Annotated in this window: 20 protein-coding genes; 13 read left to right on the forward strand and 7 right to left on the reverse strand. The window is 45.9% G+C overall.

Translation table 11 applies throughout. From position 1 onward, the window contains the following. The first annotated feature begins 63 nt into the window (after positions 1 to 63). The 5 genes from GFS24_RS22995 (at position 64) to GFS24_RS23015 (ending at position 11,823) form a co-directional block, all read left to right on the forward strand. Positions 64 to 1,242 carry a FecR family protein gene (locus tag GFS24_RS22995; protein ID WP_153663683.1) on the forward strand — a complete coding sequence of 393 codons (1,179 nt, stop codon included), beginning with the start codon at positions 64 to 66 and terminating at the stop codon, positions 1,240 to 1,242. Positions 1,243 to 1,488: 246 nt separating this feature from the next. Next, on the forward strand, positions 1,489 to 4,821 hold the full coding sequence (locus GFS24_RS23000) for a SusC/RagA family TonB-linked outer membrane protein (RefSeq protein ID WP_216647500.1): 3,333 nt from the start codon (positions 1,489 to 1,491) through the stop codon (positions 4,819 to 4,821). Between the two features lie 21 nt (positions 4,822 to 4,842). Further along, positions 4,843 to 6,573: a RagB/SusD family nutrient uptake outer membrane protein gene (locus tag GFS24_RS23005; RefSeq protein WP_153663687.1), complete on the forward strand. Its 1,731-nt coding sequence runs from the start codon at positions 4,843 to 4,845 to the stop codon at positions 6,571 to 6,573. Positions 6,574 to 6,637: 64 nt separating this feature from the next. Continuing rightward, the gene (locus GFS24_RS23010) at positions 6,638 to 8,872 is read left to right on the forward strand and encodes an alpha-L-rhamnosidase C-terminal domain-containing protein (RefSeq protein ID WP_153663689.1); all 2,235 of its coding nucleotides are present in this window, start codon (positions 6,638 to 6,640) and stop codon (positions 8,870 to 8,872) included. Next, complete coding sequence (locus GFS24_RS23015) at positions 8,872 to 11,823, forward strand: glycosyl hydrolase (RefSeq protein WP_153663691.1); 2,952 nt, start codon at positions 8,872 to 8,874, stop codon at positions 11,821 to 11,823. The genes GFS24_RS23010 and GFS24_RS23015 overlap by 1 nt, the downstream gene beginning before the upstream one ends. Before the next feature lie 103 nt (positions 11,824 to 11,926). Here the strand turns inward: GFS24_RS23015 and GFS24_RS23020 are convergent, their stop codons facing one another. The 4 genes from GFS24_RS23020 to GFS24_RS23035 are packed head-to-tail and all read right to left on the reverse strand — an operon-like array spanning position 11,927 to position 14,324. Further along, positions 11,927 to 12,898, reverse strand: coding sequence for a metallophosphoesterase (locus GFS24_RS23020; protein WP_153663693.1), 972 nt, complete (start codon positions 12,896 to 12,898; stop codon positions 11,927 to 11,929). A 39-nt stretch (positions 12,899 to 12,937) separates the two neighbouring features. After that, positions 12,938 to 13,234 (reverse strand): DUF3817 domain-containing protein, encoded by a 297-nt coding sequence (locus GFS24_RS23025; protein WP_153663695.1) that lies wholly within the window; start codon positions 13,232 to 13,234, stop codon positions 12,938 to 12,940. Then, a complete protein-coding gene (locus GFS24_RS23030; RefSeq protein WP_153663697.1) occupies positions 13,231 to 13,683 on the reverse strand; it encodes a hypothetical protein in 453 nt (150 codons plus the stop codon). The genes GFS24_RS23025 and GFS24_RS23030 overlap by 4 nt, the downstream gene beginning before the upstream one ends. 53 nt (positions 13,684 to 13,736) lie before the next feature. Continuing rightward, positions 13,737 to 14,324, reverse strand: a complete 588-nt coding sequence (locus tag GFS24_RS23035) for a TetR/AcrR family transcriptional regulator (RefSeq protein ID WP_153663699.1) — start codon at positions 14,322 to 14,324, stop codon at positions 13,737 to 13,739. Between the two features lie 55 nt (positions 14,325 to 14,379). On the opposite strand from GFS24_RS23035, the gene GFS24_RS23040 reads away from it, so the two are divergent. The 3 genes from GFS24_RS23040 to GFS24_RS23050 all read left to right on the forward strand — a co-directional run bounded on the left by GFS24_RS23040 (position 14,380) and on the right by GFS24_RS23050 (position 16,500). Continuing rightward, entirely contained in the window at positions 14,380 to 15,219 is an 840-nt protein-coding gene (locus tag GFS24_RS23040) for an AraC family transcriptional regulator (protein ID WP_153663701.1), read from the forward strand. 75 nt (positions 15,220 to 15,294) lie between these two features. Beyond that, complete coding sequence (locus GFS24_RS23045) at positions 15,295 to 15,987, forward strand: siderophore-interacting protein (protein ID WP_153663703.1); 693 nt, start codon at positions 15,295 to 15,297, stop codon at positions 15,985 to 15,987. Positions 15,988 to 16,050: 63 nt separating this feature from the next. After that, positions 16,051 to 16,500 carry a heme-binding domain-containing protein gene (locus GFS24_RS23050; protein ID WP_153663705.1) on the forward strand — a complete coding sequence of 150 codons (450 nt, stop codon included), beginning with the start codon at positions 16,051 to 16,053 and terminating at the stop codon, positions 16,498 to 16,500. 32 nt (positions 16,501 to 16,532) lie between these two features. On the opposite strand, the gene GFS24_RS23055 is transcribed toward GFS24_RS23050, so the two are convergent. Then, the gene (locus GFS24_RS23055) at positions 16,533 to 18,173 is read right to left on the reverse strand and encodes a glycoside hydrolase family 32 protein (protein WP_153663707.1); all 1,641 of its coding nucleotides are present in this window, start codon (positions 18,171 to 18,173) and stop codon (positions 16,533 to 16,535) included. Between the two features lie 31 nt (positions 18,174 to 18,204). Continuing rightward, on the reverse strand, positions 18,205 to 19,083 hold the full coding sequence (locus tag GFS24_RS23060; protein WP_153663709.1) for a carbohydrate kinase: 879 nt from the start codon (positions 19,081 to 19,083) through the stop codon (positions 18,205 to 18,207). Between GFS24_RS23060 and GFS24_RS29505 the strand changes: the two genes are divergently transcribed. Continuing rightward, positions 18,967 to 19,239, forward strand: a complete 273-nt coding sequence (locus GFS24_RS29505) for an AraC family transcriptional regulator (protein WP_153663711.1) — start codon at positions 18,967 to 18,969, stop codon at positions 19,237 to 19,239. The two genes, GFS24_RS23060 and GFS24_RS29505, sit on opposite strands and share 117 nt — an antisense overlap. 2 nt (positions 19,240 to 19,241) lie before the next feature. Here the strand turns inward: GFS24_RS29505 and GFS24_RS23070 are convergent, their stop codons facing one another. Continuing rightward, complete coding sequence (locus GFS24_RS23070; RefSeq protein WP_153663713.1) at positions 19,242 to 19,502, reverse strand: hypothetical protein; 261 nt, start codon at positions 19,500 to 19,502, stop codon at positions 19,242 to 19,244. A gap of 126 nt (positions 19,503 to 19,628) precedes the next feature. Here GFS24_RS23070 and GFS24_RS23075 point away from each other — a divergent pair, with 126 nt between their 5' ends. From GFS24_RS23075 to GFS24_RS23090, 4 genes are all read left to right on the forward strand, one after another. Beyond that, positions 19,629 to 20,615, forward strand: a complete 987-nt coding sequence (locus GFS24_RS23075) for a carbohydrate-binding family 9-like protein (protein WP_153663715.1) — start codon at positions 19,629 to 19,631, stop codon at positions 20,613 to 20,615. Further along, entirely contained in the window at positions 20,608 to 21,687 is a 1,080-nt protein-coding gene (locus tag GFS24_RS23080) for a family 10 glycosylhydrolase (protein WP_153663717.1), read from the forward strand. Before GFS24_RS23075 ends, GFS24_RS23080 begins: the two co-directional genes overlap by 8 nt. A gap of 46 nt (positions 21,688 to 21,733) precedes the next feature. Further along, on the forward strand, positions 21,734 to 22,993 hold the full coding sequence (locus GFS24_RS23085; RefSeq protein ID WP_153663719.1) for a Na+/H+ antiporter: 1,260 nt from the start codon (positions 21,734 to 21,736) through the stop codon (positions 22,991 to 22,993). A gap of 130 nt (positions 22,994 to 23,123) precedes the next feature. Beyond that, positions 23,124 to 25,361, forward strand: coding sequence for a c-type cytochrome (locus GFS24_RS23090; RefSeq protein ID WP_153663721.1), 2,238 nt, complete (start codon positions 23,124 to 23,126; stop codon positions 25,359 to 25,361). Positions 25,362 to 25,369: the final 8 nt, after the last annotated feature.

Raw genomic sequence — 25,369 nt, forward strand, 5'->3', positions numbered from 1 at the left:
TTTTTAAACCGGCACTTCCTTTTGTGCCGTTCAGCGGTCTTCATAAAACAGGAGCTATTAATTATGCATGCAGATCTGAGAAAATTACTGGAAAAATACCTGGCGGGTGAATTATCCGCAGAGGAGTTCCGTGGGTTGTGGTCTGCTCTCCGTGAGCCTGGCAGCCGGGGAACCTGGGAGGGATTCATGAAAGAAGTGTGGGAAGATCCCCGTTATCATCAATTACAGGATGATAATGCCAAACAGGCGGTACTGGAGAAATTACGGCCGGCTTTGAAAGCAAAACGGGTGCCATTCCTCCGGCGGCGGATCTGGTGGGCAGCAGCAGCCAGTTTATTATTAATAGCTTCAGGTACTTATTTGTTTCAGCAGAAAAAGCCTGTGCAACAGGCATCTCTGCCACCGGCGCCCATTAAAAAAAATGAGGTGCAGCCGGGTGGGGACAGGGCCATGCTTACCCTGGCAGATGGTACTACTATTACACTGGACAGTGCGTCTAATGGAATACTGAGCCAGCAGGGTAATACAAAGGTGGTGAAGCTGGCTAATGGCAAACTGGTCTATAATACTAATGGTGCAGCCGGATCTGAAGTGATGTACAATACCATGCACACACCGCGTGGTGGTCAATACCGGATCACTTTACCGGATGGCACACAGGTATGGCTCAATGCTTCTTCTTCCCTTACTTACCCCACAGAATTCACTGGTGCAGAAAGGATCGTGAAAGTGACAGGGGAGGTATATTTTGAAGTAGCGCCACTAAATCATAAAACACCGTTTAGGGTAAAAGTACTGTCCGGATCCGGAGAGGAAAAAATGGAAGTGAATGTATTGGGAACACACTTTAACATCAATGCCTATGATGACGAGGAGGATGTGAAAACCACGTTGCTGGAAGGTGCTGTGCAAATAAAGAAAGGCATCGTCAGTATGAGCCTGAAACCTGGTGAGCAGGCAAAGGTGGCGAAGATGATAGAGATCGTGAAACCAGATGATATGGAAGAAGTGACGGCCTGGAAGGAAGGTTATTTTAAATTCAATGAGGCTGATATAGGCAGCATCCTGCGGCAGGCAGAAAGGTGGTATGATATTACCGTTACCTATCCGAATGGCATACCTAAAGATCTTTTCAGCGGATCATTACCAAGACATGTGAGCCTGACCAAATTCCTGGAAATACTAGTATATAGTGATATAAATGCCAAAATCAAAGAAAGGACAGTTATTATAAATCCTTAAAGCAAACATTAAATTACCTAACTGACATTTTAATTATCGGATTCAAGAAAAAGGCCGGAAGTATGAGGGTACAACCGGCCGGATGCTTGCGTCTGCGTATCAAACAATTGGCTAACTGCTGAAACGGGTAGAACCCAAACAAACCACGAAGTTATGAAATTAAGTTTTACGAATTCCACAAGGTCTAAGGGCCATGAAAGCGGCTTGCAATTCAGGCTGTGGCCCACCGGAAAAATTCTTCTGATCATGAAGCTAACCGCCATCTTACTCTTTATTACGTGCCTCCAGGTGAGTGCAGAGGGGTATAGCCAGCAGATCACCATTAACGTTAAAAATGGTTCGCTGGAAAAGGTGTTTGCACAATTAGGCAAGCAAAGCGGCTACCATTTCTTTTTCAATCAGCGGTTGATGAAGGATGCGAAGAAAGTATCCCTGCAATTAAAGGAGGCAACCTTTGAGGAAGCACTGGCGGCTTGTTTTCAGGGCCAGCCATTTAATTATGTTATTGTTGAACAAACAGTAGTGGTGCGTAAAAAGAATGAGCCGGCACCTGTTGTGTCTGCCACGCCACCACCACTGATACTGATAAAAGGAAGGGTAACGAGTGAAGCCGGTGAGCCATTGCCGGGTGCCAGTGTTCGATTGAAGGGCAGCACCAAAGGCGCTACCACGGATGCTAACGGAGAGTTTTCCTTTACGCTGCCGGATGGTACGGAAGTTGAACTGGAGATCTCCATGCTGGGCTATAAACCGATCAGCTTAAAACCGGAGAGCCTTACAGGCATCAAGGTGGCACTTAAAGAAGAATCCACCACCCTGGAGAACTTTGTGGTAATAGGATACGGTACCGCTAAACGGAAAGACTTCACGGGATCTGTGAGTTCTGTTAGAATGGAAAATTCGCCCATGGCATCACTTCCTAACCTGAACGCACTGGAATCGCTGAAAGGAAATGTAACCGGCTTGAGCATTGGCGCCACTAATGGCGCCGGAGATCAGCCCACTATGCTATTACGTGGTAAAAACTCTATCAGTGGTGATAATAATCCGCTGATCGTACTGGATGGAACTGTGTTTTTGGGTAGCCTTGGAGATATTAATCCAAATGACATTGCCAGCTTTGATATCCTCAAAGATGCTACATCTGCGGCTGCATATGGTTCCCGTTCTGCTAATGGTGTAATTGCTATTACCACTAAAAAAGGCCGTTCCGGAAAACCTTCTATTTCTTTCAATACATCAACAGGGTTACAAACCTGGCAGCGTATGCCGGTGATGATGAAAGGAGAAGAATGGTTAAGTGTAGTGAACGCACGGAATAAATATACAGCGGGCTCCATCAACTGGCTGAAACCGGGAGAAGTAGCTAACAGGGATGCCGGAAAAGAGATCAATTGGCTGGATGAGTCTACCCGTACTGGTCTTATTCAAAGCTACCAGGCGTCTGTATCAGGTGCTACGTCCAATGTGAACTATTATCTTTCCTCTTCCTTTGACCAAAACAAAAGTATTGTGCAAGGAGATGATTTTAAAAGGATCTCTGTATTGGCAAAGCTGAACGCAAATATTACTTCCTGGCTGGAAGTGGGTGTAGATGGGGGCTTTTCCAGGAGGGATTATTCCGGTGTGGCCGCTAATCTCGGTGAAGCACAGGTCATGTCTCCATATGGCGTGATGTTCCGTGACGACAAGGGGAACCTGGAAAAATACCCTTATACGCAATCTGCTGTGAACCCTTTATGGGGCGTGAATGACGGTACCCGCGATAACAAGGATATCAGGAATAATTATCGCCTCAATTCCCATCTTTTGTTAAAAGCACCATGGGTAAAAGGACTTACTTACCGGTTGAATTACCTGCTGAACCAGGACAGGAACCAAAGCGGGGATTTTACTTATGAATCTAATTTTATTGCAGAAGGAGAAGGCATCGCCCGTTATTCCCCTGCAGCCATCCAGGGGTTTTTATCCCGCGCGAATGGCGTTATTAATAATAATTCTACTTACAGTTATGTAGTAGATAACATTTTAAACTACAAGCAGGATTTCGGGAAACATAGTATAGACGCTACGCTTGTGGCTACAAGGGATTACCAGAGATTCGAAATGGTGAGAGGAATAGGGTCTGACTTTGCCGCAAATGGTAACACTGCACTGGGTATGTATGGTCTTCATAAGGCCACTGTACAGAAAGTAGACCTGGAAAACGGCGATACAAAGCCTTATGAAAGGGCTAATATCGGTTACCTGGGCCGGTTAAGTTATTCCTATAATGATAAATATTTCTTCACCGGTTCTTATCGCCGCGACGGGGCTTCTGTATTTGGTGCGAATAACAAATGGGCGAACTTTTCTGCAGCTGGTGTTGCATGGAGGATCTCTAATGAAGGATTCATGAAAGGCATTAAGCAACTGAACAGCCTGAAGCTGAAACTTTCCTGGGGCCAGAACGGTAACCAGGGTATTGCGCCATATGGCACACTCTCTACCATCGCTAATAGTAATTCAGGTGGTGTAAGGTATCAATTCACCAATACCGGTAGTGCGATCCAGTATGGCCTCTTCCAGAATGCACTGGGCAACTCAAGCCTGGGTTGGGAAAAAACTGCTGCATGGAACGCCGGGTTTGAATCTGCCTGGTTGGATGAAAGATTATTTGTGGATGTAGATCTGTATAGTTCACAAACTACCGACCAGATCTTCACCCGCAGCATCCCGGTAATGACAGGTTTCAAAAACATGAAAACTTCCATGGGGCAGGTAGATAATAAGGGGATTGAAGTAACGGTAAGATCAGTGAATGTAAGAAAGAGCAACTGGGGCTGGAACACTTCGCTTACTTTCTGGAAGAATCAGAACCGCGTGGTGAGTTTGTATGGAGATGATCTGAATAAGGATGGTAAAGAAGATGATGATCTGGCGAATAATTTATTTATCGGTTATCCGCTTGATCCGATCTTTGGGTATGAACAAATTGGTATTGTGCAGGCGGATGATGCGGAGTATATAGCTTTAACAGGTGCTGCTCCTGGTGCACCTAAATACAGGGATATTGACAAGCAACCGGGGATCACTGCTGCTGATCGTAAGATACTGGGAAATCAGAATGAAAATTTCAGGATGAGCATCAGTAACAATTTTAATTATAAAAACTTTGATCTCTATGTGATGGTTTCCGGTACATTTGGCGGCAATGGCTATTTTCTGAGGGACAACCAGGCGGCCTACCTTACTTCAGGCACGGCGCGTTTTAATGATAATATGACGTCCAAACCTTATTGGACACCTGAGAACAAAAGTAATGTATACCCATCTGCTTACTTTGCAGGAGATGGACGTTTCATGGGATTGCAATCACGCGGATTTGTAAAAGTGCAGGACGTTGTACTTTCTTATAAGGTGAATGCAGGGCTGTTAAGAAGCCTGCATGTTAATGCTGCGAAATTCTTTTTAAGTGCAAAAAACCTGGCCACTTTTACTGACTGGCATGGCGGAGATCCGGAGGAAGGTACCAGGGTACGAGATAATATCTTTCCGGTACCCTCATCTTATTCTTTTGGCGCCAACATCAGTTTCTAATCCAAATTCAACGAGTTCAACATGAAAAAGATCATTCATCATCATTATACTACCGGGGCATTGCTGCTGTTGTTGTCAGGGATCATCAGCTGTAAATCGGATAAGGATTTCCTCCTGGAAAAGCCATCTACTTTCTACACGGTTGAAAATGCTTTTTCCACTTCCGCCCAGATAGACCAGGCACTGGTATCCATCTATTCCCAGCTGCGCGACCTTTGGGCCAACCCGGCGGAAGAAACCTGGATCTTTGTATTCCGCGGTAATGGAACGGATATGTACGATGTGGCCAGTATCAGAAAGGCAGCTACTTTCAATAACTATGGCCTTATCAATCCGGATAATGGAACATTCTATAATTTTTACAGCACCTGGTACCAATTGATCGCCAAAGCTAACCTGGCGATATGGGCTACTGACCTTCCAAATATCTCATGGGCTACCCCGGCTGATAGAGCATATGCTTTGGCGCAGGCCAGGTTTTTCCGTGCATTTGCTTACCGTAACCTGGGAGAGGTTTTTGGCGGTGTGCCCCTTGTTACAGTGCCATCCACTACGCCACAGTATAATTTTAAAAGATCTACCCGCGTAGAAACATACCAGTACGCCATCGATGAACTGCTGGCTATTGAAAATGACCTTCCTGTTACAACAACCGCCGGAGGCCGTGTGGTAAGAGGCGCAGCGCAACATAACCTTTGCGAACTTTATCTTGCCCTGGGTACACAACTGGCGGCAGAAGCAAAAACAACAGAAGCAAATGCTGCATTTGCACAATCCATCGCTTACGGCAACAAGGTAATAGACGGTGGTACATTCTCCCTGATGAAGAACCGTTTTGGCGCGAGAAGCGCAGAAGCGCAGGGTAATGTGTACTGGGACCTTTTCCAGGAAAAGAACGTGAACTACCAGGATGGTAATAAAGAATGCATCTGGGCCATACAGATCGATTATGCAGCTTACAGAGCAGAAGATGGTAAATCCAAACTGCCTTATTCCCGTACATACAGCCCTGTTTTCCGTGATGGTGCTAAAGATCATCTGACCGGAACTGCAGAGAATGTAGGGGGAAGGGGCATTGCTCAGATGATACCTACGATGTACACCCGTGATGAAATATATGCGGACAAGTGGGCAGCAGATATGCGCAATTCAGATATCGTATTCAAAAGAAACTTTATCGGCAATGTGCCTAGCTCTCCTTACTTCGGCCAGATCGTTCCCTGGAGTGTGCTGTACAATGGCAGTGCAGATCCGGTTACCAATATGAACAACAGGAGCATTTGCTATCCAGTATCCTGTAAGATCGCTACAGATAAGTATACCGGTGTGGCAGACGGAGAGAACATGAGCAACCTGTTCAGAGACGATTATTTTATTCGTTTGTCTGAAACCATCCTGCTGCGTGCGGAAGCTAAACAACGCAGTGGTGATAAACCTGGCGCAGCAGCGGATGTGAACCTGCTGAGAGAACGTGCAAACTGTACATATAGGGTAGTAGCAGCAGACATGGATGATAAGTTCAACACCATCCTGGATGAACGTGCCCGTGAACTGGTATATGAAGAATGCCGCTGGAATACTTTACTGCGGATGGGTGGAACCATTGCAGTAGACCGTATCAAAAAATACGCTTACTGGCCTGAAGCACAGGCTACGCTTACTTTCAATTATAATTTATGGCCTATCCCGCAAACGGTCATCGATACCAATAAAGATGAGCCGCTGGAGCAAAATCAGGGCTGGCAGAGATAATCATTACTTATATTGTAATTAAAAAAAGCCGGAGTGCCTTTACTCCGGCTTATATTATCATACCATGCGCAGAAAGATCGTTTATATCCTCTTTTTAGTTATTAGTGTAATCCAAAGTTATGCCCAACAGGCTGTGCCTGAAAAATTGATGTGTGATCTGCTGGCTTATACAGATCAGCAGTATGTGAACGGATATCCTGTACAGCCGGTACGGCGGTTTTCCGGCGGGCAATTTGTACGGATCGCTAACCGCCAGCCTGCTTTTAGCTGGGCTATTGGAGGTGCGCCGGTACAACAAACAGCTTACCGGATCCTTGTTTCAGAAAATCCGGAAAACCAGGGGAATGTATGGGACTCAAAGAAGGTAACATCTGCACAATCTGCCGGTGTTGTATTTGCCGGTAATGCACTAAAGCCAAATACAACTTATTACTGGATGGTGCAGATCTGGGATGAAAAAGACCAGGAGAGCCGGTTTTCCAGCCCTGCGATATTCTTTACAGATTCCGTGATGGTAGATTATGCTACTGCAAAATATCCGTTACAAAAAACAGATCAGTTCCCGGTAACTGTGCAGAACAACCGGATAGATTTCGGGAAAGCAGCATTTGGACAATTGAAATTACGCTTGTCTGCCAAAGGAGACACTGATACGGTAAGCGTACATCTTGGCGAAGTGATAAAAGCAGATGGCAGTATTAACCGGCAACCGGGTGGTAGTATGCGCTACCAGGTTTACCGTTTGCCTTTGCGTGCAGGAACACATACCTACCAGGTACAAATAAATCCTGACAGACGGAACACAGGGCCGCAGGCGATTAAAATGCCAGCCTATATTGGAGAGGTATTGCCATTCAGGTATTGTGAACTGGAAGGTTATAGCGGCACTTTGCAACAGACGGATGTTATCCGCGCTGCCGTGCATTATCCTTTTAATGATGCTGCTGCCGATTTCCAAAGTGCGGATACTACGCTGAATGCGGTATGGGAATTATGCAAATACAGTATGAAGGCTACTTCTTTTGCAGGGGTGTATGTGGATGGTGATCGGGAACGTATTCCCTATGAAGCGGATGCTTATATCAACCAACTCGGGCACTATGCTACAGACCGTGAATATAGTCTTGCACGGAGCTCGCATGAATATTTATTACAACATGCTACCTGGCCCACGGAGTGGATCCTGCAATCTGTATTAATGGCTTATAATGATTATCTCTATACAGGAGACATCCGTTCTGCGCGACATAACTATACGGACCTGAAAGCAAAACTGCTGATGCCACTGGAAGATTCCAGCGGATTGATCAGTACCCGTACCGGAAGGCAAACTCCTGCACTATTGGAGTCTATTCACTTTAATGGCAATGCACTCAGGGATATTGTGGACTGGCCACATACGGGCATTTTAGGATTAGGAAATGAAGAAGGAGGTGAAACAGATGGTTTCATCTTTACGAACCATAATGCTGTAGTGAACGCCTATTACTATAAAGCTTTGCGGGATATGCAGGTGATGGCAGGAGCATTGGGTAATAAAACGGATGAAAGTATGTTTGCCGCCCGTGCAGAGCAGGTAAAAAAAGCTTTCCGCAAATTATTCTGGGATGCAAAACGAAAATTAGTATTGGATGGAAGCAGTACAACACATGCTTCCCTGCATGCCAATATGTTCGCCATGGTTTTTGGACTGGTGGAGGAACAACACCGTAAAGCAGTGGGGGATTTTATCCGTTCCCGCGGAATGGCTTGCAGCGTGTATGGCAGCCAGTTCCTGATGGATGCGGTATATGATGCCGGAGATGAACAATACGGACTTTCCCTGCTGGCCTCACAGGCAGTACGCAGTTGGTATAATATGATCCGCGCCGGTAGTACCATCACGATGGAAGCATGGGATAACAAATACAAACCCAACCAGGATTGGAACCATGCCTGGGGTGCTGTGCCCGCTAATATCATTCCCCGTAAACTGATGGGCATAGAACCGCTGACGCCAGGCTGGTCTTCTTTCCGTATAAAACCACAGCCGGGCGATCTGCCCTGGGCTAAGATAAAAGTACCCACCATCAAGGGAGATATCCTGGTGGCATATGAGCAATCAGCCGGGAAACTGGTGATGAAAGTAACCATCCCTGCCAATACTACTGCACAGGTAGTATTACCTGCGAAACTTACGCAGGGCAAGTTCAGCGTGATGCTGGATACTAAAACAGTTAAATCTTCCGGTTCTAAGGGAGCTTATTTTTTATCAGGCGTGAGTAGCGGCATGCATGAAATAACAATTAACCAGGAGTAATGAAAAAAATATTGATATGGGCAGGTCTCATCTGCCTCTTTAACGGATGCACCAATAGTAAACAAGTAACTGAATCAAAAAACGAGGACCTCGCCATGGGGTTCCTGAATCCGCCTGATGAAGCCAAACCCCGTGTATTCTGGTGGTGGCTGGAAGGGTATCAAACGAAGGAAGGTGTTTTTGCCGACCTCGTTGCCATGAAAGAAGCAGGGATCAAAGGCGCTATTATTTTTGATGCAGGCTCTTCCTCTTATCAGAAAATGGAAAAGACACAGAGCGGTCCCTTATTCCTGGGGCCTGAATGGAAAGCGTTATTCCATTACGCTTGTGATATTGCAGACAGCCTGAACCTGGAGATCAGCCTGAACATTGGCAGTGGCTGGAATGATGGCGGACCATGGGTTACGCCGGAACTGGCTTCCAAAAAACTGGTATGGAGTGATACCATGATACAAGGACCACGGAAATTAAATATGACCTTGCCCATGCCGCGCAAGCTGGATAAAGCAAATTATTATAAACCTATTGCCGTGCTGGCGGTGAAACTGAATGAGAACAGTGCTCAGGTGAAACCGCTGGAGAACATGGAGATCAAAGCGGTGCATAGCATTTATTCGATCCCCATGACAAAGAACGGATTGGGATACGACTGGAACCTTTTCATGAAAGAAGAAGTTTCTCCGGCGCATGAAGCCAATGCTTCTTTAGATAATGTAACAGATATCAGCAATTATGTAGATGCACAGGGAAATGTCAGCTGGGATGTACCGGCCGGTAATTACCAGATCATGCGTTTTGGATATAGCGGTACTGGTATTGAAGTATCTACGCATAGCCCGGGTGGCGGCGGTCTGGCGATCGATTACATGAGTAAGGAAGCGATGGATGTGCAGTATGATAAGGTAGTGACTGCATTGATCAAAGGTCATAAGAATGTGAGCCTGAAATATCTGCATGATGATAGCTGGGAGCTGGGCGCCTCTAACTGGACACCCACCTTCCTGGATGCTTTTTCCAAACAGAACGGATACGATATCAAAAAATACCTGCCGGTGCTTACCGGAAAGATCATTGAAAGCAGGGATGTTTCCAATCGTTTCCTCTATGATTTCAGGAGGACTATTGCTGATGTGATCTGGGAGAATCACTATAAAAGATTTGATGAACTGGCGAAGAAAGATGGCATGGCGCTTCACTCAGAAAGTGGAGGGCCGCATCCTGCACCGATCGATGCTTTGAAGAATCTGGGATTGAATGCTGTACCGATGGGTGAATTCTGGATCAGGTCAAAAACGCACAGGGTAGAGGATTTCCGCCGCATCTTCGTAAAGCAGCCAGCTTCTGCTGCGCATATTTACGGGAAACGTTTTGTGCAGGCGGAAGGACCTACGAGCATTGGCCCTCATTGGGAAGAGGATTTTGCTTTTATGAAACCTACGCTGGACAGGTCCTATTGTGAAGGGCTGAACAGATTGGTGATCCATACTTTCACGCATTCACCCAAAAGTGCCGGTATACCGGGTAATGAATATTTTGCCGGTACGCATTTTAATCCGAACGTAACCTGGTGGAAGCAGGCACCTGCTTTCCTGAAATGGAACAGCCGGGTATCTTATATGCTTTCCCGTGGATTGTTTGTAGGAGATGTATGTTATTATTATGGCGATAATGTTCCGAACCAGGTTCCTTTGAAACACATCAACCCTGAGCTGGGTGAAGGATATGATTATGATGTCTGCAATTCTGAAGTGATCCTTACGCGCATGAAAGTAGTGGATGGCAGGATCGTGTTGCCGGATGGTATGCGGTATGAAGTGCTGGCGTTGCCGGAATGGAAAGTAGTGAATGCAGATGTAATGGTGAAACTGGCGCAACTGGTAAAAGACGGGGCTACCATCATTGGTCCTAAACCTTTAACCACTGTTGGATTGAAAGACAGAACAACAGCGGAGCAAAAGGTACAGGAGCTGGCTGCAGCAGTATGGGGTGATATCAATGGCACCACTGTTACGGAACATACTTACGGAAAAGGAAAGATGGTGTATGGTAAAACCATTCGCCAGGTATTACTGGATAAAGGGCAGGGGCCTGATTTTGCTTATGAGAGCCGTAAGCCGGGAGCACTCATCGATTACATTCATCGTACCACACCGGATGCGGAGATCTATTATGTAGTGAACAGGAATGAACGGGCGGAGTACATCAACACTACTTTCCGTATAGATGGCAAAGTGCCGGAGTTATGGAATCCGGATAAGGGTACCATCATTCCACAGACGGTATTTGACACACGCGATCATAAAATACAAATGCCTTTATTCTTAGACCCCTTCGGCTCCGTGTTCGTAGTATTCCGGAAAAGCAACGCCGGAAATAACAAGATACCTCCGGTGTTTCCTAAGGATACATTTGAGGTAGCGCCTTTCATTACGATGGAAGATGGAAAGACTATTTCCGGTACACCGGAAAGTATAACGGTTACTGGTCCCTGGAAGGTGAACTTTGCCAAAGCATGGGGTGGGCCGGAAAGTACCGTATTCAACCAACTGATCTCATGGGCCGATCATGCAGATGCAGGGATCAAATATTATTCCGGTACGGCGATGTATCATCAGACATTTACAGTGAGTGCAGCACAGTTGAAGAAGAGGGCGTTCCTTGATCTGGGTGAAATGTATAACCTGGCAGAAGTGATCATCAATGGGAAACATACAGGTGTGTGGTGGACGCATCCTTTCAGAGGAGATATTTCTGCTTACATACAGGAAGGGCAAAATACGCTGGAGTTACGCGTGGTGAACCTCTGGCCCAACAGGATCATAGGGGATAATTACCTGCCTGCGGACAAGCGGTTCACCAAAACGAATGTGAAGAAATTTGATAAGGATTATCCTTTAAGAAAATCCGGTTTGCTTGGACCGGTGCGGGTACAGTTTTATACAGCAGACTAATAAGGAAGTCTGGTTTGCCAGGACTGGTGCGGTTACAGTTTTATACGTTAAACTAATAAGGAAGTCTGGTTTATTAGGTCCTGTGCGGTTGCAGTTTTACGCGTTAGACTAATTTGATCTTACGTTCAGAAATATACGGCACAATTTCATAAGGCATATCATGTTTGGTCATCCCCAGTTCTTTTGGGGATGGCCCAACAAATGAAGTGCTGGACCCTTTCAAAGAGAAAGTGCCACGATGATCTATTTCTGCGATGGTATAGATCGGATCTTTGTAGGGCACCGTATATTTTATCATGGGATGTTTTTCATCCACCTCTTTACTATATCGTACACGGGCATAATCATCTCCCAGCCATTGATAGGACATACTATTGATCTGCACATAAAAGATATCGTTGATCTCATTCACATAATCCAGGTGGTGATGACCACTGAATACCAGCTGTACTTTCTTTGCCCGTTCCAGGATCAATCTTACCTGTGTGGCATTCTCTATTCCTCCCATATCATTATCCAAACCCTGGTGGCAGAAAACGATCGTGGGGAGCTGCGTGTTCCTGAGATCTTTTTCCAGCCAGTCCTGTTGTTCAATGCCAATGTAGCGTGCATATCCTGGCGGCCTGTCTTTAGAGGGATTCTTCTCGTTCCCGTTCAATATCACAAAATGATAACCGTTCTGATCGAATGAATAATAAGCACCCGTTGCTTTCCAGTAGCTGATCACCTGTTCATGTGTAAAACCGCCATCGTTATCATGGTTGCCGATCACATGGTATCTGGGGCCAGGGAAGCTGTCCCATATTTTCAGGAAGGGAAGGTTCTTTTCGTAAGGGCGGCAGAAATCTCCCAACTGGATAATGAAATCCACTTGCTGTGTTTTCATGTCGTCTATGAAAGTTTTCAGGCGTGCTTCTCCATCATGCATAATATCCTGGTGCACATCTGCGCAGATGCCAAACCTGATCTTTGGTTTACGGTTAACCGGCATAGCCGCCAGTTGACTGAGTGGTGTAAGCACGAGACTTCCCCACGCAATGTTTTGCAGGAAGTTCCGCCTGTTTTGATGCTGCATACAAACGAATAGTTTAGAGAGTTGTATAAATATACTAAACTATTGTTTACAAAAACGAAGAATTTTCCTGTCTATATAAAATGTGCCGAAAGGGATGATGCAGGCCAGTAATACCTTCCAGGTGGTGGTCCTAAACTTCCAGCGTTGTTCTACACCCACGCTCAGGGTATTAAAAATAAACAGCAGGAACAGGGCGCCATGGATGGTTCCCATGATGCGGGTGGCTTCCGGATAATGAAATATATATTTCATGGGCATGGCCACAAAGAGCAGGAGTAAAAGGGATATGCCTTCCAGGAATCCTATGATGCGTAATCTTCCGATGTTAGTTCTCATAATCTGAAATACGGTCTGTGAGTAAATGGTGAAAATGGCCAGGGGATGGCAAGCAGGATGATGAGTAAGGCAATGGAGAACCAGATAAGCAGGGTGCGGAATTTCTCCGGGTCTGTTGTTTTGCGTTTGGATAAAGCAGAACCAATGGTGATCAGCAGTATAGCAACGACCATCATGGAGAGATGGATGATGCTGAAGAAGCTGAGGTCCATACTTTGCAGCGTATGTTTCAGGGACGCTCTGGTAAAAGGGCTTTTAAAGTATAATACAACCCCCAACGTTAATTGAATATGTGCAATAGTAGCCGTCCAGTGGCGGATGGAATTATCTGTTCCGGTGAATGCGCTATGGGATATATATCCCCGCCAGGCACGATAGATTGAATATATAAGACTGAGCAGGACCAGCCAGCGGAATAAAGAATGTATGTATAGCAGTATCTGGTACATGCTGCAAATATAAAGGCAAAAACATACTAATTGGTATGTTTTATAGGAAAAAATTATTGAAGGCTGGCCAGGTAACGTTTCAGCTCTTTCAGGTAAACGCCGTAACAGTCCTTCCCATACAGTTTTCCCAGGTTGCGGATACCACCATAGCCGGACATGATAAAGAAAGCGGTTTGGGTTGCATTCACATCTTTCCTTACTTTCCCTGCGGCTTTTCCATTCCTTATGGTGAGCTCAATGGCTTCCTGCCATTGGTTGGCCAGTTTGGAAAGTGCTTTATTGAAGGTGCTGTTGAGGGGAGACATCTCTTCTATCAGGTTAATAGCAGGGCAGCCATACTTTACAATGAAATGCGGATTCTCTATCAGGAGCCCTTTCATCATTTTATAAATTTCCAGGATGGGGTTGGTTGCATTTATCAGCGGTAATACCATGGCGGCATGCATGCCGGGATACATTACCTCGTTGATCATGGCCAGACCCATTTCATCTTTATTCGGGAAATGGTAAAAGAAAGCGCCTTTGGTAACAGCGGTATTGGTGATGATGTCATCTATACTCGTAGCCTGGTAGCCGTTTGCATAGATCAGTTCGAAAGCTTTCTGCAAGATCATTAACCGGGTAGTAGCTGCTTTGGACATAAAATACTAATTGGTATGTGATGGCAAATGTATTGAAAAAATTATATTTGCTTCAATGGCTAAAAGAAGCACGATCCCCACACATTCTCTCGACAACAATACCCTGGGTATTGAGGTAAGGCAATTGGAGGAACTGGGGGAAACGGAAGCCTCTTTTATCAACGAGGTGCATCGGGACGATCATTACATCTTTATTTTCCAGCAGAAGGGAGCTACCCGTATGATGATAGATTTTAAAGAACTGTCAGCCAGCGGAAGCGGTATTCTCTGTATCCTTCCGGGGCAGGTGCATTATGGGATTTCTATGAAAGATGCCATGGTATGGTTCCTGGCGGTGGATGGTGCTTTGGTACAGGAACAGTTTCGGGCTGTTTTTGAAGAAAGCGCGACGCTGGTTGCCGTTTCAGCAGAGGCGGCAGCACGGTTGGACAGCTGTTTTGCTGTGCTGGCAAGTTTACATGAGGAACCCGATCAATACCTGGTGAAACGCTCTATGGCAGATGTGGTGATAGGTTTATTTGCAGGTATCTTTTCTGCAGTGGATGAAAGCGGGGACGAGGTACACTCCCGGACAACGATCATCACCCGCCAGTTCAAAGGTTTGCTGAAAGGCAACTACAAAGACATGAAACGCCCTTCTGCTTATGCGGAGGCGCTGAATATATCCCCTTCTTATTTAAATGAGGCTGTAAAGGCCACTACTGGTCTTCCTGTTAGTCACTGGATACAGGAGGAAGTGATCATGGAAGCAAAGCGGCTGTTATTCTACACAGACAATACCATCAAACAGATTGCAGATGATCTGGGGTTTGAAGACCATACCTATTTCTCCAGGGTGTTCAACAGATCGGAAGGCATGCCTCCACTGGCTTTCCGGAAGAAATACCGTAAATAGTCCAACCTTTCCTTTTATTCCGCTATTGCTGTGCAGGGGATTTCCAACGTGCTTTGCAAAGTATAAATCAGCTATATGCCAAGAATGCCTAAATGGATGGGAGATGCAGTGGAGAACCTGATGGCGTCTAAGTTTCTGACGGTAACAGTTACGCACGTGGAATACTTAAGCCGGGAAGTGAAAAGGGTTTGTTTTGCTGGGGATCTGTCCAGGGCAGATTGTTTTCCTGGTTATGCGGTATCCTTCAGGGTGAGTGCATTGGATCACAAAGATTACACACCGGTTGTATTTACTAAAGATACATGCGAGATCATTTTTCATATTCATGGCAATGGGCCGGGAAGTGCTTTTGCGGATAACCTGCAAGTGGGAGATAGTACAAAGATGCTTATTCCGAGAGGGCGGAAGTTATATCGGGAAGGTGGTGATCATTTCTTTTTTGGAGATGAATCTTCTATTGGCACCTGTAAAGCCATTATGCAGGAAGTACCTTGTGCCGGCATTTTTGAATTGGATGAAGCGAATTGGGAAGTACTGGGCAAACTGGAGATGCAGGTCGATGTTGTGCATAAACATCATGGTAATATAGTAGCTGCGTTGGATAAACACACCCTACATAAGGAGATGACATATGTGCTTACGGGAAAGGCAGCTTCGATACAGGTGTTTCGAAAATTGCTGAAGGAAAGAGGCGTGAGTAGCAGCCAGATGATCATAAAGGCTTATTGGGTGGCTGAAAAGCACAAAAGGGGTTCTTTTGCTACCTGAATTTCGGTAAAAAACCGGAAAATTCCCATAAAAAATGGTATCATAGCTGTTCAAATCTGACGTATGAGGAAAGTTATGATTGCACTGCTCGCTATAATTATAGTGATCCAGTTTTTTAAACCAGCCAGGAATGTATCTGCAGCACAGCCCGTAAATGATATCACTACTAAATATGCGGTGCCTGATTCCGTATTAACGATATTAAAACGCAGCTGTTACGACTGCCATTCCAACAACACGGAATACCCCTGGTATAGTAATTATCAACCGATGGCCTGGTGGTTAGATCATCATATTAAAGAGGGTAAAAGAGAATTGAACTTTTCTGAGTTTGCTACTTACGCCCCTAAGAAGGCAGATCATAAACTGGAAGAAGTAGTGGAGATGATAGAGAAGAAAGCCATGCCTTTGGATTCTTACCTGTGGATGCATGAAAATGCTAAGCTGACATCATCGGAAGCGCAATTGCTGATGGACTGGGCTAAAAACTTAAGAACGACTATCAAAATATAAAAGGAGGCGTAATTACGCCTCCTTTTACAATACTACCAGGTACTCTTTAATTCGTATACCGTCATTTTTTTGAGGGAGGCTTCTCCTCCTTTAACGGATAAGGATAATGTTTTCTTACTAGTATCAATATTCACATTCACCGGCATGAACAACAAGCCGTCTGCGGTGAATACTTCCACTCCAATACGATCCACGTATAAGATCAGATCCAGTTTGCCATTTATTAAAGGGGCAGTTGCTTTCACACCATCTATCTGTAATTGTTGTTTTGTAACGTCATACACTACAGGCAGGCCATGAATATCTAATGTGATCTCTTTTGCTTTTCCGGGTTCAATGGTTGTTCTGATCTCCAGTAGTTCTGCATGAATGTTTGATAAAGGATTTGCGCTGCCTTCTTTGAGGCGTGCCGGTTTAATGGTGTGGGTTTGCGTTCTAAGTGTTTCCAGTTCTTTTACCGGTGTGCGCGTAAGTCTTAATCCTTGTGGTGTGCGTGCCAGCTTTAATTCCAGGGGGATGCTCATTGCCTGGTTAAAGTTCATGTTCTCTTTATTGGTGTGTGTGCGCCACCAGCCAATTTCTATACGCCGGCCGGTTGGTTCATTGCTGAAGGTTTGAGAGGCATAGAAATCTCTGCCGTGCTGGCCGTTTAGTCTTTCTGTTTCAGGTTTGAAGGTGGTGCCATCAAATGTGCCGATCGCGTATTCACTATTTGCTCCTATAAGGACCCATTTCCTGGAGAGTTCATAGAACTCGGGGCATTCAAAGAGGTAGCGGTCGTTGCCGATGCCGCCATTGATGGTGCTGGTTTTCGTCCAGTGTTTCAGATCAGGGGAGGTGAGGAATTGCATGCTGTGTTGTTCTTTCTCTCTTTCCACATACAATACCATTACCCATTTTTTGGTGGGTTCGTACCAGATCACTTTCGGATCACGATTGTCTTTGTTGATGCGGTGCACTACGGTACGGTCCAGTTTTTTGAAGGTCTGGCCATCTGTAGTCCAGGCAAGGCCCTGGCCCCAGGAGCCTGCTCCAGTAAAGAACATTACCATTGCACCTTTGCCTAAACCACTGGTGTTGAAACTGTCTACAATGGCGCTTCCGCTGAACATGGTACCAAATTTATCAGGGTGGAGGACATCGCCCACTTCTTTCCAGTGCAGCATGTCTTTACTTACTGCATGGCCCCAGGTCATATTTCCCCATTCACGACCGTAGGGGTTGTGCTGGAAAAAGAGGTGATATTCTCCGTTGAAATAGACCATGCCGTTTGGATCATTTGTCCAGCCGCGTTTGGGGGAGAAGTGGAACTGGCCGCGCAGTTTTTCTTTATAGAGAGGCAGTGCGTTATTGTCTTCGTCACTTTGCAACACGGGTTTAAAGGCTTTGGAATCTGCTTTGTATTTATCTACGCGCAGTTCAATGTCCATTCCTTTCCAGGCGCTGATATCCAGGTAGGCCAGCCAATCCGGTTCTCCGTCTGCCAGTTCTATATTCAGGTAACGTTCCTTTTCTCCGTCTATCCAGAGTTCCACGTTGTGTTTGGGTGCGCCGTTCTTTACCGGCAGTACCAGGTACTTCTTAGCAGCTTTGAATACGGTGCTTAGTTCCTGGGCATGTGCAGCGTGGAATAGTGTAAAGAGGCATAATACCCCTGTCCAGATGATCTTCATGATTTACAATATAATAAAATACTGTGTGGGTTTAACGAAAAAGGGAATCCACTTCTTTGAGATCATAATCCGGCATGGCGCCTTTGTAGGTGGTGATAGTTGCTGCCAGCCGGTTGGCAAAATCCAGTAGTTCTTCCGGTGCTGCTTTGTCTATTGTTTTGGAAATGAAGGCAGCGAGGAAAGCATCTCCACTGCCCACCGTATCAGTTACGGGCACTGCATATCCCGGATGAGTATACATCTGGCCATTCAGATGTAGTTGGGCGCCTTTTGCTCCCATGGTAACGATCATACGGTGGATGCCGAATTTATCCTGGAGGAGGGATACACGGTCTGCTGTATTATTGTAATTACCATACCAGTTGGTGACCAGTTCCAGTTCATCTATGTTCAGTTTGAGGATGTCCGCATATTGTAAAAGCAATTCAATGAGCGGGCGGGTGTAATGTGGTGTGCGCAGATTGATGTCCAGCACTTTGGTGTGTGCTGTTTCCAGTAATTGGAAAAGGGTGTTTCGGGAAGTAGGGTGCCGGGCGCTGAGGCTGCCGAAAACAAAATACTCCGCTTGTTTTACGAGTGCTGCTGTTGTTTCATCTGCTGTAATATGGTCCCATGCGGAGGGGGAAACAATGTCGTAGGACATATCCCCATTGGCATGTTGCTCTGCACGTACGATACCTGTAGGTACTTCTTCATCCACTTGAATATAGTCGGTATTCAGGCCTTTGGTTTGCAGTAGTTTCATCAACTCTTTTCCTCTTTCATCCGTGCCGATGCGACTGATCATGGCAGGATGTTTTCCCAGTCTGTGCAGTTGGTATGCAACATTCATGGGAGCTCCACCAGGCTGAGGGCCGGAAGGGAGCATGTCCCAAAGAATTTCTCCATAACAAACAATACCGTGGTTCATGTTTACGGGATTAGCGGCAGCGGGGATTATTTACATGAGCATATTTCTGTGGCAGAGGTAGCTTACAGAACAGGATTTTCCTCACCAGCTTATTTTTCAACAGTGTTTAAATATAAGCTGGGAGTTTCTCCTGCTACGTTCAAAGGGAAGCGTTGAGTTTATTTCTTCTTCGCTGCTTTTGCCGGTGCTTTAGTTTTAGCTTTCGCTGCTGCTTTTGCTTTAGGCGCGGCGGCTACTTTGCTGGTTTTTTTCACGGCTCCTGATGCTAATACTTTACTCGCTTTTTTCACCTGGCGGGCAAATTTCTTTTCTCCTACTGATTCTTTCAGATCTGTAAAAGTAGTTTCGAGCGTGGTAGCAATCTGCTCACGTAATGCATTCTTTTTAACCTTAACTGGTTCTTTCTTGGACTTGGCCATTATTCATGTCTTGTTTAGTGAAGGACTGTAAATTTAACAATAAGTTAATATACCCAATGTTAAGTTTTGGCCGGTCATTTATCCAAAATGATACAGAAAAAGGGGCTGAATGGTTATATTTAGCCCATGCATCGTTTTAGTTTAATATTTATCGTGTTGTTGGCCGGAGCTTTCTCCGTGTGTGGGCAAGCGCCGAGGCATTATGTTTGTTATCGTACCACAGGGGCTACCCCAGACTGGCAAAACATCCCATGGACGGCCGATTTTGTGGATATTGAAGGTGCTGTTAAGCCTGTTCCGCTCTATCGTACCCGGGTAAAAATGCAATGGGATGATCAAAACCTCTACGTACTGGCAGAATTGGAAGAGCCGCATATCCAGGCACGCCTTCGCCAGCGGGATACTATCATCTTTCATGATAACGACTTCGAAGTATTCATTGATCCGGACGGAGATACGCATCAATACTATGAAATAGAGATCAATGCCCTCAATACGGTCATGGACCTGTTCATGGTAAAGCCCTATCGCAACGGGGGGCAGGCTATGCTTAACTGGGATACAAAAGGGCTCCGTACGGCGGTGCAGATCAACGGAACATTGAATAACCCAACAGACAAGGATACTTCCTGGACGGTGGAAATGGCCATCCCTTTTAAGGCACTGAGTTTTTACAGCCGCCGGACCGTGCCGGCAGAAGGTGGTATCTGGCGGATCAACTTCTCCCGTGTGCAATGGCAATTTGAGATCCAGGATGGGATGTATACCAAGCGGCCGCGTACACCTGAATATAATTGGGTATGGTCCCCTCAGGGCATCATTAATATGCATGCACCTGAGCATTGGGGTTATCTGCAATTCAGTGTGCAACGTCCCACTGCTTTTTCAGAGCCCCCGACCACTGCGGCCATGAATGAATTGTGGGATATCTATTATCGGCAAAAGCAATATTGGGAACAGCATAAATGTTATGCAAAGGATACGAATGCCCTGGGCATTAATTCTGTTGCCGTTATAGAGGGCACTACTTTGCAATTCTCGGCCTCCATCCGTGAAGCCGGTTTCATCACTATTATTAACCAGGAAGGAAAAATCACATCACGCCATGAATAAACGCGACTTCATGAAATCGCTGGGGCTCGGCAGCTTGGCATTTATACAACCCTCCACCCTGATCTCTGCAGTGCCTGTTCCACCTGTTCCGCCCAAAAAGGTACAGCACAGGGTATGGATCAACCCGGATCATAAAGACACGGCAGCAGATCTGAAACCCCGCTACCAGAGCTATAAACAAGCCGGCATTGGCGTGATCTATTTTGAGGAGGATAGTCCGCTGCATTTCAAAGCAGCGAAGGAAGCGGGTATTGCTGCCCATCGCTGGTTCTGGACAATGAACAGGGGAGATAAAGACCTCCTCGCCAATCATCCGGAATGGTATTCGCAAAACAGGAAAGGAGAATCCTGCGCCACGCATCCTCCCTATGTTGGTTATTACCGTTTTCTTTGTCCGAATAAGGAAGGCGTGGTAGAACATCTGAAGAAACAGGCAGAGGAAATATTATCGAAAGATTATGTAGATGGCATTCATCTTGACTATATCCGCTTTGTAGATGTGATCCTGCCGGTGAACCTCTGGGAGAATTATAAGATCGACCAGTCTAAGGAGCTGCCGGAATATGATTTCTGTTATTGTGAAACCTGTCGCAGTAAATACAAAAGTGCCTATGGCGTTGATCCCCTGGAAATAGAACATCCGGATCAAAGTCCTTCCTGGCGTAAGTTCCGTTATGACAGCATCACCAATGTGGTGCGGAATATGGCGTCTGTAGCTAAGCAACATAAGAAACCCATTACGGCAGCTGTATTTCCCACACCGGAAATAGCTAAACGTATTGTGCGGCAGGATTGGGTGAACTGGCCCCTGGATGCTGTGTGCCCTATGATCTATCATGGTTTTTACCGGGAAAGTGTGAAATGGATAGGCGATGCGGTGGCGGAAGGGGTGAAGGCGTTACATGGGAGTTTTCCGTTGTACGCGGGGCTATACCTCCCGGATTTTAAGGGGGATGACGAGCAGGTTCGGCAGGGGATTAAGCTGGCTTTGGAGAATGGGGCCGCGGGGGTGTCTATTTTTGGGAAGCTGACACCCTCCTTATTGGGAGTATTAAAAGATAGCCTACACTGACCCTATCTTGAGCCTATGTCAAGATAGGCGATCTTAAAGGAAAAGCATGGAAAATTACAGCGTAGTCATTATTATTCTGGCAGTTATGATCGGATTATCTGCCATTGCAGATAAGATCAGATTACCGTATCCGATCTTATTGATCAGTGCAGGTATTGCAGTGGGATTTATTCCCTCCTTGCCGAATATTGAACTAAATGCGGAAGTGGTTTTCCTGATCTTTCTGCCTCCTTTATTATATGACGCCGCTTTCAATATCTCCTTCCGGCAATTCCGCACGAATATTAATACCATCAGTACTCTAGCTATTTCCCTGGTGTTTATAACGGCAACGGGCATAGCGGTGACGGCCCATTACCTGATCCCGGGCATGACCTGGCCGCTTTCATTTGTATTGGGGGCTATCCTTTCTGCTACTGATGCGGTGGCGGCGATGAGTATTACGAAGGGCCTGGGGCTTTCTCATAAAACGAATACTATCCTGGAAGGGGAGAGCCTGGTGAATGATGCTTCTGCTTTGGTGGCTTACCGGTTTGCGGTGGCTGCTGTTACGGGAACTGCTTTTGTATTCTGGAAAGCGTCCCTGGAATTTGTGGTCTTAATGGCGGGTGGATTTTTAGTGGGGTTTGTGATGGGGAAGGTGTTGGAGTTTGGTTTGCGGTTTGTACATAAAAATTATCTTGTTACCATCAGCCTCATGTTGCTGATGCCGTTTGTTACTTACCTGCTGGCAGAAGAAATGCATGTATCCGGTGTGATTGCTGTGGTGATCCTGGGTTTGGGGATTTCCCGGTTCAGCAGGAAATTACTGCCGGATGGGTTAAGGCAGCAGAGTAAATCTTTCTGGGACGTTATTATTTTTTTACTGAACGGGTTGATCTTTATCCTTATCGGCCTTCAGTTCCCTTATGTGGCTAAGAGCCTGGAAAGGCAGGAAATACTCCTGTACATTGGGTATGGTTTTATTATTACGGTGGTGGCTTTGGTGATCCGGGTGATCCGGGTGTTTTGGCAACAATTCAATTTGCAGCAGGCTTTTAAAAGAGGGAAGGGGCGGATCACGGAACATGCCCTGCTGGATTTTAAGAATAGTCTTATCATCAGCTGGTCCGGCATGCGGGGGATTGTTTCCCTGGCGATTGCCATTGGATTACCCACTACTTTGGGAGATGGAACGCCGTTTCCGCAAAGGGCGGCCATTATATTTATTTCTATTGTGGTGGTTTTGTTTACCCTGATAGGGCAGGGGCTTTCTTTACCCTGGCTGGTGAGAAAATTAAATACGGAGAAAAAAACACCTGCCTGATTTTGCCATTCATCACTTTTTGAGAAAAATTAACCCCCGTTAGTGCGTTTATTAGCCCTTTTATTAACGGAAATTAATCCTTTATTAATCCTCTTCTGCTTACTTAGCATTACGTATGAAAATGATACAAATGAGCAAGTACGGAGTATGGATACTCCTGGCCACGGCTTTGAGTCTGCTGGCCTGGCAGTGCAAGGTTTCTCAGCCGGCACAAAAGTCAACACAAGCTATTAAACGGGACCCTTCAGGGAAGATCATTGTTAACCCGTATCCTGATCCTGCTTACCTGTCTGTAAAGGAAAGTATGGAATCTATTCAGCTGCCCCCCGGTTACAAATTGCAACTGGTGGCCAGCGAGCCCATGATCAAAGAACCGGTGGCCATCGTTTGGGATGGCAATGCCAGGATGTATGTGGCAGAAATGAGCACGTACATGCAGGATATTAATGGTACCGGTGAAAATGAACCCATCTGCAGGATTTCCCTTTTGGAGGATACAAATGGCGATGGCACTATGGACAAATCTTCTGTGTTTATCGACAGCCTGGTATTACCCCGCATGATGTTATGCGTGGGGCATAAACTGCTGGTGAATGAAACCTACACATACGACATCCACAGTTATGCAGATACAAATGGAGACGGCGTGGCGGATCAGAAGGAAGTGGTGTATAAAAATCCCAAAGCAGATACGCGTAACCTGGAACATCAGAAAAGCGGGCTGGTCTGGAATATGGATAACTGGATCTATGTGAGCTGTGATCCTGTGCGTTATCGTTATACAAATGGAAAATTAAAGGTGGATACGATGGCTAATGCGCCAGGCGGGCAATGGGGATTGGGAAATGACGATTATGGCAGGATGTATTTCTCCAGTGCGGGTGCGGAAATTCCGGCATGTGGTTTTCAGATCAACCCTTCTTACGGATTGTACAATCCGAAGGATCAATACAACCAGGAGTTTTTAGCGGTATGGCCCATCATTGTAACCCCGGATGTACAAGGCGGTATGAACCGGCTGCGTCCGGATACTACACTCAATCATTTTACGGCGGGTTGCGGGCAATCGGTTTTCCGGGGAGATGCTTTACCGGCTGATCTGAAAGGAGACCTGATCATTTGTGAACCGGTGGGCAGGCTGATCCGCAGGGCGAAAGTTACCACGAGTGAAGGAAAAGTAACGTTGCGGAATGCTTATGAGAAAGAAGAATTCATGGCTTCTTATGATATGAACTTCCGGCCGGTGAATAGTACTACAGGACCAGATGGCTGTTTATACATTGTAGATATGCACAGGGGTATTATCCAGGAAGCTACCTGGACGAAAGAAGGGAGTTTCCTCCGGCCCCGCATTCTGCAAAAGGGATTGGATAAGAACATCGGGCGCGGGCGGATCTATCGTTTGGTGCATGATGGTTATAAACCAGGCCCCAAACCCCAGTTGCTGGATAAATCCGCCAGCGCTTTGTTGCCTTACTTAGATCATTCCAATGGCTGGTGGCGCGAAAATGCGCAAAAAGAGATCATCGTTTCCGGTGACCGTTCTGTGATCCCTGCTTTACAGCAGATGGCGGTGAGTAAAACGAATAGTCACCTGGCGAGGATCCATGCTTTATGGACATTGGAAGGTTTGGGTGCTATTGATAAACCCACCCTGTTTGCAGCGATGGATGATAATGATCCGCAAGTGAGGAAAGCTGCGGTGTGGATCAGTGAGTCGCTTCTTAAACAAAATGATGAACAGGTACTGGATAAACTGGCGGAACTGAAAAGTGATACTTCTTCTCTTGTGCAGGTGCAACTGGCATTGACAATGGGGCAGAGTAAAACAGAAGCCGCGAGATATGTGGAAGGCCGTTTGAAAGCTTATTCACAATATACAGGTGTACTGGATGGTGTGAGTAATAGCCTGGAGGTAACGAAGAATACCAAACTCTTTGGCAGCAGGCTGGCGAATATGCCGGCGGCGCATCGCAACCTGATCCTGAATGGCGCTAATATCTATAAACAATTATGTTCTACCTGCCATGGGCCTGATGGTAAAGGTTTGTCTGTTGGTGATGCTGCAGTGGCGGCGCCACCTTTTGTTGGTTCTAAAAGAGTAGATGGTGATAAAGTGGCCATGATCCTCATCATGATGAACGGGCTCTCCGGACCGGTTGATGGAAAAAATTATCCGGATGTGATGGCGCCATTCGGAGCCACTAATAATGATGAGTGGGTAGCTTCTGTACTGAGTTATATCCGTTACAATTACGGAAAAAATAAAACGCCGGTGGTAGATGTGGAGAGTGTGAAACAGGTAAGGGCAAAAGCTTCCGCGAGAAGTGCTTTTTGGACAATAGGAGAATTAGAGAATATTAAATAACGCATTAG

It is taken from the genome of Chitinophaga sp. SYP-B3965 (genome assembly GCF_009647655.1).
Classification (GTDB): domain Bacteria; phylum Bacteroidota; class Bacteroidia; order Chitinophagales; family Chitinophagaceae; genus Chitinophaga.

Coding starts and splice junctions, on each gene's coding strand:
- GFS24_RS23055 (WP_153663707.1), bottom strand. CDS start 18,173: ATGAAGATCATCTGGACAGGGGTATTATGCCTCTTTACACTATTCCAC.
- GFS24_RS22995 (WP_153663683.1), top strand. CDS start 64: ATGCATGCAGATCTGAGAAAATTACTGGAAAAATACCTGGCGGGTGAA.
- GFS24_RS23020 (WP_153663693.1), bottom strand. CDS start 12,898: ATGCAGCATCAAAACAGGCGGAACTTCCTGCAAAACATTGCGTGGGGA.
- GFS24_RS23075 (WP_153663715.1), top strand. CDS start 19,629: ATGCATCGTTTTAGTTTAATATTTATCGTGTTGTTGGCCGGAGCTTTC.
- GFS24_RS23000 (WP_216647500.1), top strand. CDS start 1,489: ATGAAGCTAACCGCCATCTTACTCTTTATTACGTGCCTCCAGGTGAGT.
- GFS24_RS23060 (WP_153663709.1), bottom strand. CDS start 19,083: ATGAACCACGGTATTGTTTGTTATGGAGAAATTCTTTGGGACATGCTC.
- GFS24_RS23035 (WP_153663699.1), bottom strand. CDS start 14,324: ATGTCCAAAGCAGCTACTACCCGGTTAATGATCTTGCAGAAAGCTTTC.
- GFS24_RS23080 (WP_153663717.1), top strand. CDS start 20,608: ATGAATAAACGCGACTTCATGAAATCGCTGGGGCTCGGCAGCTTGGCA.
- GFS24_RS23040 (WP_153663701.1), top strand. CDS start 14,380: ATGGCTAAAAGAAGCACGATCCCCACACATTCTCTCGACAACAATACC.
- GFS24_RS23050 (WP_153663705.1), top strand. CDS start 16,051: ATGAGGAAAGTTATGATTGCACTGCTCGCTATAATTATAGTGATCCAG.
- GFS24_RS23085 (WP_153663719.1), top strand. CDS start 21,734: ATGGAAAATTACAGCGTAGTCATTATTATTCTGGCAGTTATGATCGGA.
- GFS24_RS23015 (WP_153663691.1), top strand. CDS start 8,872: ATGAAAAAAATATTGATATGGGCAGGTCTCATCTGCCTCTTTAACGGA.
- GFS24_RS23010 (WP_153663689.1), top strand. CDS start 6,638: ATGCGCAGAAAGATCGTTTATATCCTCTTTTTAGTTATTAGTGTAATC.
- GFS24_RS23030 (WP_153663697.1), bottom strand. CDS start 13,683: ATGTACCAGATACTGCTATACATACATTCTTTATTCCGCTGGCTGGTC.
- GFS24_RS23025 (WP_153663695.1), bottom strand. CDS start 13,234: ATGAGAACTAACATCGGAAGATTACGCATCATAGGATTCCTGGAAGGC.
- GFS24_RS23070 (WP_153663713.1), bottom strand. CDS start 19,502: ATGGCCAAGTCCAAGAAAGAACCAGTTAAGGTTAAAAAGAATGCATTA.
- GFS24_RS23090 (WP_153663721.1), top strand. CDS start 23,124: ATGAGCAAGTACGGAGTATGGATACTCCTGGCCACGGCTTTGAGTCTG.
- GFS24_RS29505 (WP_153663711.1), top strand. CDS start 18,967: ATGTTTTCCCAGTCTGTGCAGTTGGTATGCAACATTCATGGGAGCTCC.
- GFS24_RS23045 (WP_153663703.1), top strand. CDS start 15,295: ATGCCAAGAATGCCTAAATGGATGGGAGATGCAGTGGAGAACCTGATG.
- GFS24_RS23005 (WP_153663687.1), top strand. CDS start 4,843: ATGAAAAAGATCATTCATCATCATTATACTACCGGGGCATTGCTGCTG.